The sequence below is a fragment of the Corynebacterium sp. CNJ-954 genome, from assembly GCF_001942345.1.
In the GTDB taxonomy this organism is placed as follows: domain Bacteria; phylum Actinomycetota; class Actinomycetes; order Mycobacteriales; family Mycobacteriaceae; genus Corynebacterium.
The window spans coordinates 167,005-185,897 of the sequence record NZ_MKKI01000022.1 but is presented as its reverse complement, the minus strand read 5'-3'; the positions used below and the strand labels follow the sequence as shown (position 1 = coordinate 185,897).

Here is an 18,893-nt window from a genome sequence, read left to right as displayed (position 1 = left end):
ACCACGTGACCCTCCGATAGTCTGGAGCGCATGCAGAGACTGGGGCAGTACATTGCGTGGGCGTGGGGCACCACCTGGCCGCTGTACGCCCTGTCCGTGTTCATGGTCAATGTCGTGGGTTCCCTTGCCGTGGCGTCTTTCCTCCGTTTTCTCGTGCCACTCGGCGGAGCCGCCGAACTGACGACGGTCAACACCATGACCGCAACGCTCTACACCGTGTACTTCATCGTCGCCCTGGTCACGGGCATCAGCGCCACCCTCTTCTTCTTCGCACCGGTACTGCGGTGGCAGCGCAACCCGGACCCCGTCGATCCCGTGATGATCAGACGGCTTGTCCTGCGTATCCCCGCTCTCCAGGCCGTCCTTGGTGCGGTGCTGTGGGGCATTGGCGTCGTCATCTTCACCGTCGTCGCCTCCCAGGTCTCCGCCAGGTGGGCCCTCTCCGTGGCCGTCACAGCCATCCTCGGTGGGGCGATGGTCGTCCTGATGACGTTCATGGTCGCCGAGCGTCTCGTGCGCCCTGTCGCTGCCAAGGCGCTCAACCGTACCGGTGCGCCCCAGGAACGGATCTCGCCACTGTCCCTGCAGATCACCAGTGTCTGGATCCTGACGTCCGCCGTCCCCGTCATCGGTGTGGTGCTGATGGTCGTCGCCCAGGCGACGAACTTCTTCACCGGTGACGCCCGCGAGATCCTGCCTGGCGTCCTCGCACTCAGCCTCACCGCCCTCTTCACCGGCTTCTCCGGGACACGTCTGATCACCATGACCGTGGTCGACCCCATCCGTGAACTGCAGTACGCCATGAACCGGGTACGTCGCGGCGACTCACGTGCCCAGGTGCGCATCTACGACGCCACCGAGATCGGCGTCCTGCAGGCCGGCTTCAACGAGATGATGCAGGGGCTCCGCGAACGCGAGCAGGTGCGCACGCTGTTCGGACGCTACGTCGGGACGGAGGTCGCCCGACGAGCCATCGAGGAGAAACCGGAGCTCGGCGGAGCGAACCGGTTCGTCGGTGTGCTGTTCGTGGATGTCATCGGCTCCACCGGCTTCGCCGTGTCTTCGTCCCCGCAACACGTGGTCAAGGCGTTGAACAGCTTCTTCGACAAGGTCGTCGAGGTGGTGCACCGCAACAAGGGCATCATCAACAAGTTCGAGGGCGACGCCGCCCTGGCAGTCTTCGGTGCCCCGATTCCGCTGGACGACATGGCAGGCCACACACTGGCAGCGGCCCGGGAGCTCAACCAGGAGCTCGCCGACCATGAACTCCCGGCCGGCATCGGCGCCGCAGTCGGCGAAGTCGTGGCCGGCCACATCGGCGCCAGCGACCGCTTCGAATACACCGTCATCGGTGATGCGGTGAACGCCGCCGCCCGGCTGACCGAGCTGGCGAAGGACACCCCCGGCCGCGTCCTCACCAACGCGGCGACGCTGCGCAAGGCCAATGAGGCAGAGCAGGCCCGCTGGACGTTGATGAAGTCGGTGGAACTACGCGGGCGTAAGGAAATGACCCAGCTCGCCCGCCCCATCCGGTCGACGCTGGCGGAACGCGGTTAACTGGCTAAGCCTGTCCGGTCAGCGTCAGCCAGATCAACACCACATTCAACGCGATGATCACCGCGCAGATGACCGCCGCCAGCACGGTCAGTGTCCGCGGATTCGCCCACCGCCCCATCACTGACCTCCGCGCGGTCGCCGCGACCAAGGGCACCAGAGCGAAAGGGATGCCGACACTGAGGACGACCTGGCTCATCACCAGCGCCCACGTCGGTTCGACACCCGCCCCGAGGATCACCAGGGCCGGAAGCATCGTCAGGAACCGGCGCAACAGCAACGGAATCCGGACCTTCAGCAGGTCCCGCATCACCATGTCGCCGGCGTAACAGCCGACGGAGGTCGATGCCAGACCCGACGCCAGCAACCCCACCGCGAACATCATGCCGATTACCGGCCCCAGGGCACCCTCGACAGCAGCGTGGGCACCTTCAATGGTGTCGGTACCGTCCACACCCCGCAGGGCCTGAGCGGCAAGGCACAGCATCGCAATGTTGACCGTCCCCGCCACCACAAGCGCAGTTCCCACGTCCCACTTGGTGGCCGTGAGGTGCCGTTTCATCCCCGCCTCCCCCTGCGGCATGAAGCGCCGGTCACGCACGAGGCCGGAGTGCAGGTACACCGCATGCGGCATCACCGTGGCACCGAGCATGCTCGCCGCGAGAACCACGGAGTGCGTGCCCTGGAAGCGGGGGACGATCCCCTCGACCATCTCGCCTACCGACAGTCCGGTGACGAACAGCCCAGACAGAAATCCGATGGTGATGACCAGCAGAAATGCCATGATCACGAACTCGAACCGTCGCTGCGTCCGCCCACCCTGCAGCACGAGCATGCCCAACGACACCACTCCGACGACCACACCACCGAGTACCAGTGGAGTACCGAACAGAAGGTTCAGGGCGATAGCGCCACCGACGACTTCGGCGACATCCGTGGCTGCCGCGATAATCTCCGCCTGACCCCAGTAGGCCAGACGTCCGATCTTTCCCCGACGTCGCTGTGCCACCGTGCCACGCTTTTCGCGTGTGTCGAACCAGTCTGCGAGCGTGGCGGAGAGCGACCTGGACGTGACCAGCCCCAGCTTCGCCGACAGGTACTGCACCACCGCGGCCATGAGGTTGGCGACGATGAGCACCCAGAGCAACAGGTAGCCGTACTCGGCTCCCGCCGACAGGTTCGCAGCGACATTCCCCGGGTCGACGTAGGCGATGGCCGCCACGAACGCGGGTCCGAGGAGGCTGGTCAGACGTGGCTGCTTCTGTAACGAATCGGCTCGCGCATCCTGCTGCCCGAGATCGACGTCCGCCGCATCTACCGTCATTGTTCGCCATCCTTAGATCTAAAGTTCAAACTAATGAACTCGATCGTAGGCTTACGCAAAAACCTGGTCAAACAAGCACTCACACCGGCGAACGACGTCGCCCTGTGCCGGCAGGACCGCGCACCTCGATCACAGCATGAGCAACACAGCACCCGCCCATGCAAAACCCCCGTGCCGCAGCACGGGGGTCGCAGTCGCTAATACGACTTAGGCCTCGCCGCCACCCTGAACGGAGCTGACGATGGAGTTGAAGACCTCAACGAGAGCCTCGGAAACGGTGGTGATGATGCCCTGGATGGTCTCGATCATGATGATCGTCCTTTCGATGGAAGACAATGCTGAACGGTCCGGCTGTTCCGGGCCGCACACTGCATCCTACCTACTTTTGCAAAAACACTGTCGTCCGGTGGCAACAGCACCCCATCGAGAGCACCCCTGGGCCATGGCCCAGGGGTGCTCTTCTCACGGATGCCGGCGTGCGTCAGCCCTGGAGGGAGCCCACGAGGGCCTTGAAGACACCGACGATGGCGTCAGCAACGGCGCCGATGATGGTCTGAATAGCCTCGATCATGATGGTCTCTCTTTCTGAGGAGGAAGGGGTGCAGCAGGTGTTTCCACTACAACTCGGAGAATACAGATCAATCCCCGGCAAAACTATTCCCCTGGTGAACGTAGTTACCCCCGGGGGTATACGAGGGCCAGCGCAGAGCAAACGCGCACTTCAGCGAAAGATCCTTCGCCAAAGCGCGCGTTCACTTCGAAAGGTTCGACCCATCCAGTGAGTCCTGTGCGGAGGTCATCACTCCCCGTACAACCTGAACATTATCCCACTGGAAACTAAAAGGGGAGAAAGATACCCCCGGGGGTACCTAACGGCAGGTCAGTCAGCTTATATACCTCACGCGCAGAGAAGCCGCCAGAAATCAGCCTTTCTTCGTCGCCGCCTTCTTCGACCCCTTCTTCACGGTCCGCTTCGTGGTCGACTTCACGGTCTTCTTGGTGGACTTCTTCGCGGTCTTGCGCGTGGACTTCGCCGACTTCTTCGCCGGGGCACCACCGTCCGCCGCTTCCTTGGCGCGCCGTTCACTGAGAAGTTCATTGCCACGGGCGTCCGTCATCGTCTCGGGCGAGTCACCGCGACGCAGCGACGCATTCGTCGTGCCGTCGGTGACGTACGGCCCGAAGCGCCCGTCCTTCACCGTCATCGGCTTGCCGGACACGTCGTTGTCACCCAGCTGCTTCAACGGCGGCTTGGCCGCGGCCCGTCCCCGACGCTTCGGCTCGGCGTAGATCCGCCGTGCCTCATCCAGGGTGACCGTGAAGATCTGCTCCTCGTTCTGCAGGGACCGTGAATCCGAACCCTTCTTCAGGTATGCGCCGTACCGACCGTTCTGCGCCGTGATCATCTCCCCGTCCGACGGATCGACACCCACCTCGCGCGGCAGGCTCATCAGCTTCAGCGCCTCGTCCAGAGTCACAGAAGCCGGGTCCATCGACTCGAACAGGGACGCTGTCTTCGGCTTCAGCGTCTCCTGGAGGATCTCCTTGATCCGCTTGTCCTTCTTGTTCGCCGCGGTCTTCGTCTCCCGGCTCAGCGGCTTCTTGCCTTCCGCCGCACGGTCGGCGTCCTCCTGATCACGTTCGGCCTCCACGGTCTTCTCCGCCTCGGCGGTGACCCTGGCTTCCTCGTCGTCCTTGACCTGCTCGGTGACGTAGGGACCGTAACGCCCCTCACGGGCGACAATCATCCGGCCGTTCTCCGGGTTGATGCCGACCTCACGCCCACTCTGCGGCGTGGCGAACAGCTTCTCGGCGACGTCACGTGTCAACTCGTCCGGGGTGATCGTCTCCGGCAGGTTCGCGCGCTGCACCTCGGGCTCGGTACCCTCCGGTGCGCCGTCCGGGACAGGCTTCGTGCGCTCCAGGTAGGGACCGTACCGACCCACGCGCACGATCACCGGGATGCCCTCGGAGTCGTCGAACAGGTGCAGGGAGTTCACCTTGCGGGCGTCGATGTGCTCCAGGTTGTCCCCGACCATCGTCTTGAGCCCGCCCAGACGGGCAATGGTCTCCGCCGTGGCGTCCGAAGCCTTGTCGTCGCCGAAGTAAAAGCCGCGCAGCCAGTGCGACCGGTTCTCCTCACCGCGGGCGATGCGGTCGAGCTCGTCCTCCATCGACGAGGTGAACTCGTAGTCCACCAGCGAGCCGAAGTTCTGCTCCATCAGCCCGACCACGGCGAACGCCACCCAGCTGGGTACCAGCGCCGAGCCACGGGACACCACGTAGCCGCGGGCCTTGATCGTGTTGATGATCGAGGCGTAGGTGGACGGACGCCCGATACCGAGCTCCTCCATCGTCTTGACCAGTGACGCTTCGGTGAAACGTGCCGGAGGGTTGGTCGAGTGGCCGTCGGCGGTGACCTTCTCGGTCGACAGGCCGTCGCCCTCGGTGAGGACCGGCAGCGCCTTCTCCGCGTTGTCGGCGACGTTGCGACCGTCCGACAGCTGGCTGGTCTCGACGTACGCCTTCAGGAAGCCCGGGAAGGTGATGGTGCGTCCGTTCGCCTGGAAGTCCGTCTTCTCACCGCTGGCGGCGGTGCCGGAGACCGTCACCTTCATCGACGTTCCACGGGCGTCCGCCATCTGGCTGGCGACGGTGCGCTGCCAGATCAGTTCGTAGAGCTTGAACTCCTCGGTGTCGAGCTGGCTCGACAGCTTCCCGGGGGTGGCGAAGGTCTCGCCGGCGGGACGGATGGCCTCGTGGGCCTCCTGCGAGTTCTTGACCTTACGGTTGTACTGACGCGGCGCATCCGCGACGAAACTCGGACCGTAGAGCTCGCGTGCCTGCTGACGCGCGGCGTCGATACCGGACTTCGACAGGGTCGTCGAGTCGGTACGCATGTAGGTGATGTGGCCGTTCTCGTAGAGACGCTGCGCGATCCGCATCGTGCGCTCCGAGGTGTAGTGCAGCTTGCGTCCTGCCTCCTGCTGCAGCGTTGAGGTCATGAACGGCGGGTAGGGACGCCGGGTGTACGGCTTCTCCTCGATCTTCGAGACCGACATGGACACACCGGTGAGGTTCTCCGCCAGGGTCTCCGCGACCTGCTGGTTGATCACGGTGACATTGGCCTGGGCCTTGCCGGACTTGAGCTTGCCGTCGTCACCGAAGTCGCGCCCCTGCGCGACGCGCTTACCGTCGACGGCGACCAGTGACGCGTCGAAGGACGTCGGGTTGGCCGAACCGGAGTCCTGGTCCTTCAGGTCCGCAGCGTCCAGCGTGGCGGTGAGATCCCAGTACTCCGCAGACACGAAGGCCATGCGCTCGCGTTCGCGCTCCACGATCACTCTGGTGGCGACGGACTGCACCCGGCCCGCGGACAACCGGGGCATGACCTTGCGCCACAGCACCGGGGAGACCTCGTAACCGTAGAGACGGTCGAGGACGCGACGGGTCTCCTGTGCGTCGACGAGATCCAGGTCGAGATCGCGGGTGTTCTCTGCGGCCTCCTTGATCGCAGCCTCGGTGATCTCGTGGAACACCATCCGGCGCACCGGGACCTTGGGCTTGAGTACCTGCAGCAGGTGCCAGGCGATGGCCTCACCCTCGCGGTCGGGGTCTGTCGCGAGATAGACTTCGTCGACCTGCTTGAGCTTGCTCTTGAGGTCGGAGACCTTCTTCTTCTTGTCGGGGCTGACGACGTACAGGGCCTCGAAGTCGTCGTCGACGTTCACGCCCAGACGGGCCCAGGGTTCCTTCTTGTGCTTGGCGGGGACGTCGGCGGCGCCGCGGGGAAGGTCACGGATATGTCCGACAGACGCATCGACAATGTACTTGTCGCCGAGGTAGCGCTGGATCTTCTTCGCCTTTGTGGCGGACTCGACGATGACGAGCTTCTTCCCGCCGCCGCCCTGGGTCTCCTGCGCTGCCATCGGTGTTGCTCCCACCTTCTCCTGTCGTTCCCGTGGCCCCGTGTGTTCAACCTTTCCTATGTGCCCAGTTGAATCACAAGGGGGGTTCGAGGTGAGACCCTACACGCCGCGAGCGCAACTCCGCGGAAACGCCGTCCCCACGGGGGGTTTCAGGCCGGTTCAGGCGTCAGCCACGGTGAACCGGGCGCGACGGTGCACCGGGTTCTCGAGTTCGTCCAGGGCGGCGCGGGCGAAGGTGCCGGTCGTGACGCTGCCACCGGCCGGGTGATCCTCGCCGAGGACATACGATTCGGCGGGTGCGCCCGGGGCGATCTCCGGGGCCGGAGCCAGCATCGTCCAGTCCAGGGAACCGGGGGCAGCACGGTAGAGATCGAGCACCTCGGCGAAAGACCGGGCTTCGACGGCGTACGCCTCGGGGAAATCCGGGGTGTCGACGAGCATGGTGCCGTCCTCAGTCAGGGTCGCCCCTGCCCCACCCACGACGAAGACACGGACATCCTGGTCCGCCAGAGCGGGAATCAGCGCGGCGTGAGCGTCGATGACGGGCCGGACGGAGCTGCCGTCCCTCGGTCCCGGCACGGAGATGACGACGATGTCGGCGTCCTGCGCCTTGGAAACCACGTCGGCGGTGTCCTGGAGAGTTCCTGTCACATAGGTGACGCCGTCAATCTGGTTGTCCGGGTTCTCACGGCGAGAGACGCCGGTGACCCGGTGACCACGGGAGACTGCTTCACGGGTGATGTCGCTGCCGACCATGCCGGTCGATCCGTAAACGGTGATGTTAGCCATGTCCGGAAGCATAAGCTGGTCACTTCCATTTGTAAAGTGGATTCCTCAAATAGTGTCATGGTAGAGTTCCCCACATGACGGACGCCCCCTGGAACCCTGCCGCACGCGACTGCCCCAGCCGTGACCTGTTCAGCACCCTCGGCGACCGGTGGAACATGCTGATCCTGCTCTCCCTGGAACAGGGCCCCCTGCGTAACGGTGAAATCCAGTCGGCGGTGGACGGCATCTCCGTACGGGTCCTGTCCCAACGCCTGACTGTTCTGGCGACGGACGGCCTGATCACCCGCACCGCCTTCCCCGAGATCCCCCCTCGGGTGGTCTACGAACTCACGGACCTCGGCAGGTCTGCACTACCCCCTGTCCATGCACTGTTCGAGTGGACGGTCGCACACATGTCGGACGTGGTGGAGCACCGCAGGACGGACGATGTCGACATTCGCACCCCATAAGAACGGGATGCACCTGAAACCCCAGGTCAAACTTCAGTCAGTTGCTTAACGGGTGCGAAAACCCGTCACGCGGCCCAGCACAGGTGTCACCCGCCCCCTTAGGTACGACAACGCCGCCCGGTGCCCACGGAATACTCCGCGGACGCCGGGCGGCGTCGGTCTTTCACTGCATGGTCCGGGGTGTCACCCCCGGGCCAGCGGGTTCAGCCGCAGCTCTTAGAGAGCGGTGACAGCCTGAGCCTGGGGGCCCTTGGCGCCGTCGCCGATCTCGAACTCGACCTGCTGGTTCTCCTCGAGGGTACGGAAGCCGTTGCCCTGGATCTCGGAGTAGTGGACGAAGACGTCAGCGCCACCATCGTTCGGTGCGATGAAGCCGTAGCCCTTTTCAGCGTTGAACCACTTGACGGTTCCCTGTGCCATGTTCTTTCCCTTACTTACTTCTCGGTGATCGGTGCCCCGCCAACTTTTCGCGAGGCCACCGGGCCGATGCTAGAACCACCGATAAAGGTTGGTCCGTCCGCATGCAAACAACTCCCGCGAACGTTTTACCTACTGACTGCGGGTCTAACCGGTGATACAGCGAGCAAAGCGACGCACAGAAACTGTGACCGCCCACCAGTGTTCCACGTTTCGCGCCGCAGCACCATACCAGCGGCGGTATTTTCTCCCCCGAAATGCCGGATTCGCAGGCCGGTCACAGGTTCCGGTTATACCTGTCATCAAAATAACCCGCATTGACCTGCACATATACGTCGCGGAATGTCTCCGGTGGGGTCACGCTTAGACTGTTCACCATGAGCGAATCCTTCGGAGGTGAACTCCTCGAGACGCTGCGTCATGCATCAGGTCCCGGTCGAGGGGCCGATTCGGACACGCTGACCCACGTGCGGACCGAGGACGCCCGACCCTCCTCACCGGCCGACTGGCCGGACTGGGTGCTGCCCGCACTCCGCGACCACCTCATGGACAACGGCATCACCGCCCCCTGGTCGCACCAGGTCGCCACCGCCGGACACGCCTGGGAGGGCCACGACGTGGTTGTCGCCACCGGCACCGCGTCGGGAAAGTCCCTGGGCTACCAGCTGCCCATCCTGTCACGTCTGGCGTCCGAGCCGACAGCGTCCTGCCTGTACCTCTCCCCCACCAAGGCGCTGGCGCAGGACCAGCGCGCCGCCCTGGCCCGGTTGTGTTCGCAGATCCCGCAGCTCCGCGATGTGATGGTCGCGTCCTACGACGGTGACACCCCGACCGAGGCCCGGCGGACGATCCGCGACGACGCCCGCATCCTCGTCAGCAACCCTGACATGGTGCACGCCTCACTGCTGGGACAGTCCCAACGGTGGTCCCGGCTGCTACGGTCGCTGCGTTTCATCGTCGTCGACGAATGCCACGTGTACCGGGGTGTGTTCGGCGCACACGTCTCGCTGGTGCTGCGACGTCTGCTGCGACTGGCGGCGCGGGCAGGCGCGGAGCCGACGATCATCCTGGCCAGTGCGACGACCGCGGAACCGGAACGTCACGCCGAGCGCCTGACCGGTCGTCCCACCGTCGCGGTCACCGACGACGGCTCGCCGCAGGGCGAGCGCACCATCGCCCTGTGGGAACCGGGCTTCCGCGAGGACGTCGTCGGCGAACACGGTGCCCCCGTCCGCCGCGCCGCCACCACGGAGTCTGCGGGCATCATGGCCCGGCTCATCGGCGAGGGCGCGCGCACGCTGACGTTCGTGCGCTCCCGACGTGGCGCCGAGATCACCGCGCTGGCCTGCGCCGAGGACCTCTCCGCCGCCGGGCGCCCCGGGGATGCCTCCCGCATCGCCTCCTACCGGGCCGGATACACCCCGGAAGCCCGACGCGACCTGGAACGACGCCTCGACAACGGTGAATTGCTCGGCCTCGCCGCCACGAGCGCCCTGGAACTAGGTATCGATGTCGGCGGCCTGGACGCGGTGGTCTCCTGCGGGTTCCCCGGGACGGTCGCCAGCTTCCGGCAGCAGGCCGGTCGTGCCGGGCGACGGGGGCAGGGGTGCCTGGTGGTCATGGTCGCCGGCGACAATCCGTTGGACACCTACCTCGTCCACCATCCCGAGGCACTGCTGGACACACCCGTGGAGGCCAGTGTCTTCGATCCCTCGAACCCCTACATCCTCGCCGGTCACCTACTGTGTGCCGCCGCCGAAGCTCCCCTCACCGACGGTGAGATCGAGGGCTTCGGCCCGACGGCCCGGCGCGTCGTCGACGCACTCGTGGCCGACGGCTCGCTGCGCCGACGTCCCCGGGGAGTCTTCTGTGACCTGGAGATCTCCGGAGAGGTCCATGGTCGGGTCAGTATCCGCGGCGGTGCCGGCGACGAGGTGGTCATCGTCGACCAGTACACCGGTCAGGTGCTCGGCACCGTCGATGCCGCACGGGCGGTCAGCGAGGTCCACGACGGCGCCGTGTACGTCCACCAGGGGGAGAGCTACCTGGTCGACGCACTGTCACTGCAGGACTCCGTGTCCCTGGTGCACCCGGAGACCCCCGAGTGGACGACCCGGCCGGAGGAGACCGTCTCCATCCGCGTCGACGGTGTGCGCCGCACCCGTGAGATCGGCGGCACGGCATCCGCACCGTCGGGCGTGTGGATGGCGGACGTAGACGTCGAGGTCTCCCACCAGGTCACCGGTTACCAGCGGCGCACGCTGGACGGCGAGGTACTCACCACCGTGCCGCTGGACTATCCGCCACAACGGCTGCACACCCGCGCGGTGGCCTACACCGTGGATCCGGCCGTCCTGTTCGATCTCGGTATCGAGGAACCGCTGTGGCCGGGTACGCTGCATGCCGCCGAGCATGCGGCCATCGGGCTGCTTCCCCTGCTGGCCACCTGTGACCGGTGGGACATCGGCGGGGTCTCGACGGTGCTGCACGCCGACACCGGGTTCCCCACCGTCTTCGTCTACGACGGTTACGAGGGCGGTGCCGGGTTCGCCGAGGCAGGGTTCGAACGGTTCACCCAGTGGATGTCGATGACCGCGGACACGGTGGAGTCCTGTGCGTGCGAAGCCGGGTGCCCGTCCTGCGTGCAGTCACCGAAGTGCGGCAACGGCAATGACCCACTGTTCAAACACGGCGCCGCGGTACTGCTGCGCGCCTTGGCGGATGCCTCCACCCACGTCTGAACACCGGGGAACCGGTTCCCTCCGGGTGTTCTTCCGTCCGTACCCGTCTGCCGGAGGCTACTGTAGGAGAAAATATAGTTTTGCCGGTGATGTTTGTTGAGGAACCCGAGGAGTCCGATGTCCCGATCCGTACTTTCCCCACTCCGGAGTCTCCTGGTCCCCGCGGCTGTCCTTGCACTGGCGGGTGGCGGTCTCATCCCGGCCACTGGCGCAGTACCTGTGCCTGCGACGGACAGCTCCGCCGTCGGCTCACTCCCGACGGATCTCGTCGATGCCGGCAATGCTCCGCGCCAGCCGGCGGCCAATGAGGAGACGCCGGACTGGTCCGGCCTCGATGTCACCTCCGGTGTCGGACTTCCCGACCGGGTCGGCGAGCCCGTCGACGAGGTACCGCTCACCCCGGGACTCGGCCTGAGCTCTGCGGGTAGCCAACAGCGGTTCGTGTACTCGACCGTGGACCAGCACGGAGAGATTGCGGCATCTACGGCTGCGGTCTTCCTGCCGACGGGCCCCACTCCTGAGGGCGGGTGGCCTGTGCTGGCTTGGGCGCACGGCACCGTGGGGCTCGGCAACGACTGCACTCCGTCTGCCCTGCCACGTGGGGACCGGGACGCCGCTTACCTCAACCACTGGCTGGACCAGGGCTATGCCATCGTCGCCTCGGATTATGTGGGGATGGGGACGCCCGGACTGATGTCATATCTCAACGGATCGGTCAGCGCAGCCAATGTCATCGACTCAGTGGCCGCGGCAGGGTCCCTCGGCTCGGTCGGTGCCTCACTGTCCTCGTCCTGGGCGGTGATCGGCCAGTCCCAGGGCGGCGGAGCGGCATTGCACGTTGCCCATGCTGCGACGGAACGCAGCAACGAACTCGGGCTGGACTACCGGGGCGGTGTCGCCACCGGTGCTCCTGCCTACGTCGAGGAACTGGTGCTCGCCGGGTCGCCGTCCTTCCCTCCGGTCGTGCTTCCGACCGGGTTGAACGTGTACACCGCGTACATCCTCGCCGGATTCCGGGAGGCACACCCTGAGATCGACCTGGATTCCGTTCTGTCGGACGAAGGACGGCGGATCGCCGACATGGCTGAAACAGCCTGTTACTCCGCGTTGGCTGACGCCCTCGACGGAGTTGGCATGTCTCGCGCTTTCACCGCCCCCATCAACTCGGTACCTGGTCTCGAGCCTGCCCTACGCGCGTACATGGCCACGCCGACTGACGGTTACGACAAACCGGTGTTCGTGGGCCACGGACTCCTGGACATCGACGTACCCAGCCCCATCGGGCTAATCCTGAACTCGCAGATGTGGATCAATCAGTTCGTCGGTTCCAATGAGCAGGTCGACGTGCACTGGTACCCCGAGGACCACAGCGGAGCGATGGTCGCTTCAATGGCGGATTCCACCCCGTTCCTGCGCTCACTGTTCACCTGAACCGGCGTCAGTTCACCGGGGCTGTCCGTGGTCTCAGGGCTCAGCTCCGGTTGAGAATTAGCGCTACGGCGATGCCCAGAGTTCGGTCAGCTCAGCGAGCGAGTCCACCTGGAAATCCGTCAGCTGCACCTCGGGGCGTCGGGAGTGCACGTACTCCCATGGTCCACGCCGGAGGAATGCCGTCTTCATTCCCACGCGCCGGGCGGGCAGAATGTCGTTATCGAGGCGATCGCCAACATAGAGAATGGAAGACGCTTCGACTCCTGCCCCGTCTACAACCCGCTCAAAGAACTTCTCCGACGGCTTGTGTACGCCCCATTGTGCGGACGACGCGATGAAGTCAGCAGCCAGCCCGGCATTGGTGAGCTGTTCGGCGGCACCTGCAGGCTGGTTACCTGCGATGCCGACAGAAAACCCTGCCGCCCGTGCCGATTCGATACATGGCAGGGCGTCTGGGTAGAGGTCAGCTCGTGTGATCTCAGGAGAGCTTCGGGGCGACGGTACCCCGAGCTCGCTCCAGATCTTCCGGTGGTCTTCGGCCCGTTCAATCAAGGAGCCGAACAACGCAATGAACGTGAACACCGGCACACCTGCAGCAGCAGCTTGGGCGGCCCATGCCCTCGACTCATCAACCAGGGTCTCGCCTACGTCGAAAACTATGGCACGGACATTCAAGTTCCGTTCCCCACAATCCATTCACCGATCATTACATGGTCGCAGAGAAACAGCCAGAAAGAGACAACCGCGAGTTGTCTACGAGCATCCTGAACCGGCGTCAGTTCACTGCCCCTGCAGCAGCGGAGGCTGTTGTACCTGCCACGACGACGGTGACACCGATCCCCACGACCCCTGACGGGCCGTAGTCGGTGTCCTCACCGCGTACCAGTTCACATGAGGTGAGCCGGGCACTGTTCGCCTCGGCGATCTCCTCCGCCGTCCCGCACGCTTCCTCCAGACCTTTGTGCTGCATCACCGTCGCCGCCGACAACGCGGTCAGGTCCGCTGCTGCGGACGCGCGATGACCCTGCAGCATGCCTGCCACACCAGTGCCGATGACAAGAGCCAACGCCACCACCGCCAGAATGACTGACACGCCGGCCACAGTCACAGAGCCGGCGTCATCCCGGCACATCCTGTGGTTCACCGACGATCACCGCCGTCGCGGACACATCAAACAACCGTCCCGGCACGGTGACATGCACCCGGTACACCAGATGACCGGTGCCTGAATCCGGCGGACCTCCGGGAGACCCGGTGGTCACCCTCACCGACGCCTCCGGTTCACGCTCCGTGACGACAGACCGTGCCGCCGCTGCGTCACCCAACGCAGCGGCTCTGGCTCCGTCGCGGGCTATGCTCACCGCTCCGAGGGACGTCGCGACTGTGAGAACCCCGGCGATGACGGTGCCGATGACGGCGGTCAAGGCGGTGAAAACAATGGCCGCCTCGACCGTCACGTAACCGTCATCGCCGTAGACCCTCCTCACGCTGCCGCCACCGGCTACTGGGTATCCAGCGCGCGTTGGAAGATCGCCGTCAACGCGCCCTCCACGGCGTCAGATGTCACCACGAGATACAGCAGTGCGCCTAGCGCCGCGGCCGCGACGCATCCCAGTGCGTACTCTATAGTGCTCATCCCCTGGTCATCGCCCATAACCGGCAGCGCCACCCCGTCTTTCCCCGCAGCCACCGGGGTTTCCGGGGCTGCCGGGGCTTCTTTCCGATCGATGTCCCGCCGGACATCCCGGTCCCTGTCCATGCCGTTCTCTTCCATCTCTTCCATGTCTTCCCCTCCGTAATTCCGATTGTTGTCACACACCAGCGAATCCGATGACCAGTGGAACCAGCCCCACCACCACGAAAGCGGGGAGAAAGCACAGTGTCAGCGGTGCAGCAACAGCGACGAGCACCCGTTCCGCGGCCGCCCGTGCACTGTCATCGGCCTGTGTCCGTAGACGGTCTGCCTGCGCCGTGACTGCCTCTGACATCCGCCCACCGTTCCTGACCTGGGACCCGGCCCGACGCGCCACCGGCCCGAAGTTCGGGTCGGAGGCCAGGTGCTGCCATGCACCCGCCCCCACCCCCAACTCAAGTAGGCCGGCAACGCGCAGCAGGTCGGCGACCGCGTGGTTCATGTCATCGTCATCCCGCGTGTCCTGAGCTGCCCCGTGTACCGCTGCCCGCCACGCCGTCCCGACAGGGAGACCTGCCTGAACAGCTGCGGCGAAGACATCGAGAACCCGGGCAGCAGCGATCGCGCCGAGACCCTGTTTGGCTGAGACCCCCGGGATGCGAAAGCCCCCTGAGACCCCTGCTTTTCCACCCGGCCCGGCGCGACCGCCGACCCCGCCGAGCACCGTCACGGTCAGAGACTCTACCCACAGGACGCCGGCACAGGCGAGTCCGGTCCCGAGCAGCAGCACCAGAGCACCCAGAGTGGTCCCGACAAGGAATGCCAGCGGCTCCAGCCCCATGGACTGGCCGATACCGAGCGCCCCGACCGGCAGGAGCAGCAGGATCACCTCTGTCATGCGTGCACCCGCCAGTGCGCCGGAGACGTGGCCGAGGTGGTTCAGGCGGGTGTCCAGATCCTGGACGGACCGCCCCATCAGGCTTCCCAGTGCCAGACCGTGGTGCTCCGCGGTAGCCCACAGTCGCAGGAGTCTGACAAGCTCCGGATCCACTCCGTCACCTGCAGGACGATCCTGGTCAGGGTCACCGTCAATGTCCGCACCGAGCCGGATCCGGTGGATCTGCCGACGTAACCCGTCGCTGATACCGTGCTCCCGGGTGAGTGCGTGTTCCGCCGCTCTCACCGGCCGCGCACCAACCAGCAGTTCCACCGCGAAGGCGTCGGTGAAGTCACGGTATTCCCGGATCCTCCTCCGACTCCCGGACAATGCCCGGACTGCGCTGATGACACGACCGCCGGTGAAGAGCACCATCGCCGTGGTTCCGATCAACGCCATCACAGTCACCATGACTGACCCCACACCGGTTCCACCGTCAGACTGCCGTGCGTACCGGTCAACTGACCGATCTGTGCGAGCCGCCGCTGCCCTTCCTGCCGGTGCAGGTGCACCACGGTGTCCACTCCGTCGACAACCTGACGCGCCACCGACTCTGCCGGCATACCCGCCAGCGCCCCGAGCGCAAGGAGGCGTCCTGGAACAGCAGACACACTGTTGGCGTGCAGCGTTCCCGCACTACCCGCATGTCCGGTGTTGAAGGCCAGCAGCAGCTCCGCGATCTCTGCGCCGCGGATCTCTCCCACGATGATGCGGTCCGGACGCATGCGCAGACTCTGCCGCACGAGCATCCGCATGTCGATGCCGCCTGCCCCGTCGGGCCCTTCGTCCCGGGTACGCAGCCTCACCGCCTGCGGATGGTCCGGCAGAAGCTCCGGGGTGTCCTCGACAAGCAGCAGCCGCTCGTCGACGGGAACCTCGCTCAGCAATGCCGCAAGCAGAGTCGTCTTACCTGCACCCGTACCGCCACTGACGAGGAACGAGCGCCGTTGTTCGATGAGTTCGCGCAGCAGGCGGGCGCCTTCTGCCGGGAACATACCGGCATCCTGCAGTGCTTCCAGGTTGCGGTGGCTACCGGACAGGGCCCGCAGGCTCACGCAGGCACCCGCGCCGGCAGGAGGGTCCAGGACGGCGTGCACACGAACCCCGGCCGCGGCCACTCCCGGTGGCAGATCAGTGAGGATGCCGTCGGCAAAGGGACAGGCGTCGTCCAGACGAACACCACACGCCGCTGCGAGACGCACGGCAATGTGCCGACAGGCGTCCTCGTCCGGCAGACGCAGATCCGTCGATTCCACTCCCCTGCCCCGGTCGATCCAGACCGGCCCGGGCCCGTTGATCAGGACATCGGTGACGTTCGGGTCACCCAACGGAATCGCCAGTTCACCCAGTCCGGAGAACTCACGGGTGAGTACCCGCACCTGCTCGACCCCGGCGCCCTCCACACCATCCAGTGCCCCGATGACCCCGGCGATGTCCCCCGGGGACGGGCGGAGCACGGCACGGTCCACCAGTTCATCCCTCACCCTGTCGAGAAGGGCGGGAGACGGGGAGTGGGCCCCGGAGTCCGTCGACGGGACAGGCGCCGTCGCACGCATTTTCATCCGACCGATCACCGGAGCTCCTCCAACAACCGAAGAGCCGCAGTTCCGGCGGTCCCCGCAGCGCTTCCCGTGGGCCGGAAGTCACCGCGGTCCACATCCACGGTGAGGAAGGGATCGTCCTCCCAGGTCACAGTGGGTGCCCGTCCCAGCAGGCTCAGCGTCTGGTTCCAGGTGAGGCCGGAACGCGGAAGTTCGCGCAACACGACATGGATCCGGCTACAGGTGTCCACGACATGCCGGGCCGCCAGGACCGCCGGGACGGTCTGCGGTACAACCAGAATCCGTGCAGTCACCGTCTCCGGCAGTGCCGACAGGTCACGGCGGCCGCAGTCCCTGACGACCGGACGCGACGGAAGCGCCGTGCACACCGCCACGGAGGAACTCCGGGGCTCGACCACACCGACATCCTGCACCCAGGTCACCTCCCGGTCGGCAGGGTCGCCCTCCCCGTCGCGTTCGGCGCCGAGAAGCAGCCGGAACTGCCCTGACCGGGACAACGGGTCGTCATCCACCAACAGCGCCTGGCCAGGGCCGTCCGTACCGTCCGGTCCCGGATCCGCCACGGCTCCGGCGAGTGCGGCAGCGAAGATACTGGTCCCGGCGCCGCCGACCACGCCCGCGACAGCGATGTCGCGTGGGTCATGACAGCCGATCACGGCCGCCAACTCATTCGCCGCCTCCGGGATCTGCAGGGCCCCGGACCCGTCGCCCGGAACACCGCTGACCCGGATGACACGCACCGAGGACCGGCCTCCGACCGTCTCCGGCACCTCCGGATCCGGAGAGTCCGTCACCACGACCAGACCGGGGAGGTCGGCGACCTCACCTTCCCGGACAATCTGTCTCCCGGTCACCGTGATGATCATGGCGACCTCGTCCACCAGCCCGGGGTCATCAAGCATCAACAGCACCGGCGAAGCCTTCTCCCGCCGACGACGGCTGACCCCGGTGTACCTGCCGGACACTCCCCTGACACCTCGTGTTCCCCTCATGGCGGTAGATAGTGGCACCACCGGCCGCCCCGACGGTAGAGCCGGACCAGCAGGAGGTGAGCCTGTGGACAACTTCGGACCGGATTCCGTGCCACTGTCCCCAGGCCCTGTGGACAACGCTCACCCAGAGAGGAAAATATGAGACGCAGGGTAACGAATGTGACTGCTGGGACGTATGGTGTAGGTGTGACTACGCCGCAGGGAGAACCACGCGAGCCGGACGACGCCCATGCCGAGAACACACCCGTCGCCGAGCTGATCGAGTCCATCACCACCGATTCCGGCGCGGACCCCTCAACCGTCCTCGCCGTCTTCGACCTGGACAAGACGATCATCGACACCTCGGCGTCGATGGCCTACCGCAAACCCCTCGCCGAACGCGGGCTGATCACCACCACCGACATGCTGCGCATGCTCATGATGCTGGGCAACTACATGATCAGCGGACACGACGACAACTCCCTGAACACCACCCGCGACACCCTGGTGGCCATGATCCGGGGGCGCAGCCAGGCCGATCTCGCCGACGTCGCACACGGAGCCCTGCAGGACGTGATCGTCCCCGTCATCTACTCCGAGGCCCGCACCCTCATCGCACGGCACCACGCCTGGGGCACCATGTCGCGATCATCACCGCCTCCGCCCGCGTCCTGGTGACCCCCATCGCCGACGAACTCGGCGCCGACCATCTCATCGCCACCGAACTCGACGTCGACGACGACGGCCTGTTCACCGGCGAAGTCCCGTTCTTCTGCAAGGGTCCGGCCAAGGTGGAGGGGCTCCACCGCCTCGCCGGGACGGAAGGCTACGACCTCTCCGTCAGCTACGCCTACACCGATTCAGCGACCGACCTCCCCCTGCTCGAGGCTGTCGGCCATCCCACCGCAGTGAACCCCGACCGTGCCCTCCGCCGCGAAGCGACCACCCGTGACTGGCCCGTCGCCAGGTTCGGACGCACCGAACCGCTGTTCACACTTCCCGAGCACACCGGCGCCATCGCCGGCACCTCCGCCGCTGTCGCCCTCGTCGGCACTGTCGCCGCAGGACTGCTGGTCTGGCTCCGGGGACGTGAGGACGAGTAGAAAGAGTACGGCTTCTCCCTCACCATGGAAGAGCCTCTGGCACAATAGCGTGG

Annotated in this window: 15 protein-coding genes and 1 pseudogene; 5 read left to right on the top strand and 11 right to left on the bottom strand. The window is 65.7% G+C overall.

Annotation, left to right across the window (positions count from 1 at the left end; genetic code table 11):
• Positions 1 to 30: 30 nt before the first annotated feature.
• Positions 31 to 1,557: an adenylate/guanylate cyclase domain-containing protein gene (locus BJF89_RS08725; RefSeq protein ID WP_075814073.1), complete on the top strand. Its 1,527-nt coding sequence runs from the start codon at positions 31 to 33 to the stop codon at positions 1,555 to 1,557.
• 4 nt (positions 1,558 to 1,561) lie between these two features.
• Here BJF89_RS08725 and BJF89_RS08720 read toward each other — a convergent pair whose 3' ends face one another.
• From BJF89_RS08720 to BJF89_RS08710, 3 genes are all read right to left on the bottom strand, one after another.
• Positions 1,562 to 2,878 (bottom strand): Nramp family divalent metal transporter, encoded by a 1,317-nt coding sequence (locus tag BJF89_RS08720; protein ID WP_075814071.1) that lies wholly within the window; start codon positions 2,876 to 2,878, stop codon positions 1,562 to 1,564.
• Between the two features lie 923 nt (positions 2,879 to 3,801).
• Positions 3,802 to 6,807, bottom strand: a complete 3,006-nt coding sequence (topA, locus tag BJF89_RS08715) for a type I DNA topoisomerase (RefSeq protein ID WP_075814069.1) — start codon at positions 6,805 to 6,807, stop codon at positions 3,802 to 3,804.
• 159 nt (positions 6,808 to 6,966) lie between these two features.
• Entirely contained in the window at positions 6,967 to 7,596 is a 630-nt protein-coding gene (locus BJF89_RS08710; protein WP_075814365.1) for an NAD(P)-dependent oxidoreductase, read from the bottom strand.
• Positions 7,597 to 7,670: 74 nt separating this feature from the next.
• On the opposite strand from BJF89_RS08710, the gene BJF89_RS08705 reads away from it, so the two are divergent.
• Positions 7,671 to 8,045, top strand: a complete 375-nt coding sequence (locus BJF89_RS08705; RefSeq protein ID WP_075814067.1) for a helix-turn-helix domain-containing protein — start codon at positions 7,671 to 7,673, stop codon at positions 8,043 to 8,045.
• A 216-nt stretch (positions 8,046 to 8,261) separates the two neighbouring features.
• On the opposite strand, the gene BJF89_RS08700 is transcribed toward BJF89_RS08705, so the two are convergent.
• Positions 8,262 to 8,465, bottom strand: a complete 204-nt coding sequence (locus BJF89_RS08700) for a cold-shock protein (protein WP_038546005.1) — start codon at positions 8,463 to 8,465, stop codon at positions 8,262 to 8,264.
• 374 nt (positions 8,466 to 8,839) lie between these two features.
• On the opposite strand from BJF89_RS08700, the gene BJF89_RS08695 reads away from it, so the two are divergent.
• Positions 8,840 to 11,203, top strand: coding sequence for a DEAD/DEAH box helicase (locus BJF89_RS08695; protein ID WP_075814065.1), 2,364 nt, complete (start codon positions 8,840 to 8,842; stop codon positions 11,201 to 11,203).
• A gap of 117 nt (positions 11,204 to 11,320) precedes the next feature.
• Complete coding sequence (locus BJF89_RS08690) at positions 11,321 to 12,634, top strand: lipase family protein (RefSeq protein WP_139311948.1); 1,314 nt, start codon at positions 11,321 to 11,323, stop codon at positions 12,632 to 12,634.
• Positions 12,635 to 12,697: 63 nt separating this feature from the next.
• On the opposite strand, the gene BJF89_RS08685 is transcribed toward BJF89_RS08690, so the two are convergent.
• From BJF89_RS08685 to BJF89_RS08655, 7 genes are all read right to left on the bottom strand, one after another.
• On the bottom strand, positions 12,698 to 13,330 hold the full coding sequence (locus BJF89_RS08685; RefSeq protein WP_075814063.1) for an HAD family hydrolase: 633 nt from the start codon (positions 13,328 to 13,330) through the stop codon (positions 12,698 to 12,700).
• Between the two features lie 79 nt (positions 13,331 to 13,409).
• Positions 13,410 to 13,766, bottom strand: a complete 357-nt coding sequence (locus BJF89_RS08680) for an Rv3654c family TadE-like protein (protein WP_075814061.1) — start codon at positions 13,764 to 13,766, stop codon at positions 13,410 to 13,412.
• Positions 13,753 to 14,121, bottom strand: coding sequence for a hypothetical protein (locus tag BJF89_RS08675; protein WP_075814059.1), 369 nt, complete (start codon positions 14,119 to 14,121; stop codon positions 13,753 to 13,755). Before BJF89_RS08675 ends, BJF89_RS08680 begins: the two co-directional genes overlap by 14 nt.
• A gap of 14 nt (positions 14,122 to 14,135) precedes the next feature.
• Complete coding sequence (locus tag BJF89_RS20005; RefSeq protein ID WP_369803687.1) at positions 14,136 to 14,417, bottom strand: DUF4244 domain-containing protein; 282 nt, start codon at positions 14,415 to 14,417, stop codon at positions 14,136 to 14,138.
• A gap of 28 nt (positions 14,418 to 14,445) precedes the next feature.
• Positions 14,446 to 15,603 (bottom strand): type II secretion system F family protein, encoded by a 1,158-nt coding sequence (locus BJF89_RS08665; protein ID WP_255372557.1) that lies wholly within the window; start codon positions 15,601 to 15,603, stop codon positions 14,446 to 14,448.
• A gap of 5 nt (positions 15,604 to 15,608) precedes the next feature.
• Positions 15,609 to 16,778 carry a TadA family conjugal transfer-associated ATPase gene (locus BJF89_RS08660; RefSeq protein WP_255372556.1) on the bottom strand — a complete coding sequence of 390 codons (1,170 nt, stop codon included), beginning with the start codon at positions 16,776 to 16,778 and terminating at the stop codon, positions 15,609 to 15,611.
• A complete protein-coding gene (locus BJF89_RS08655; protein ID WP_139311947.1) occupies positions 16,775 to 17,758 on the bottom strand; it encodes a hypothetical protein in 984 nt (327 codons plus the stop codon). The genes BJF89_RS08660 and BJF89_RS08655 overlap by 4 nt, the downstream gene beginning before the upstream one ends.
• 138 nt (positions 17,759 to 17,896) lie before the next feature.
• Between BJF89_RS08655 and BJF89_RS20000 the strand changes: the two are divergent.
• Positions 17,897 to 18,840, top strand: a pseudogene (locus BJF89_RS20000) (HAD family hydrolase).
• The last annotated feature ends 53 nt before the right edge of the window (positions 18,841 to 18,893 follow it).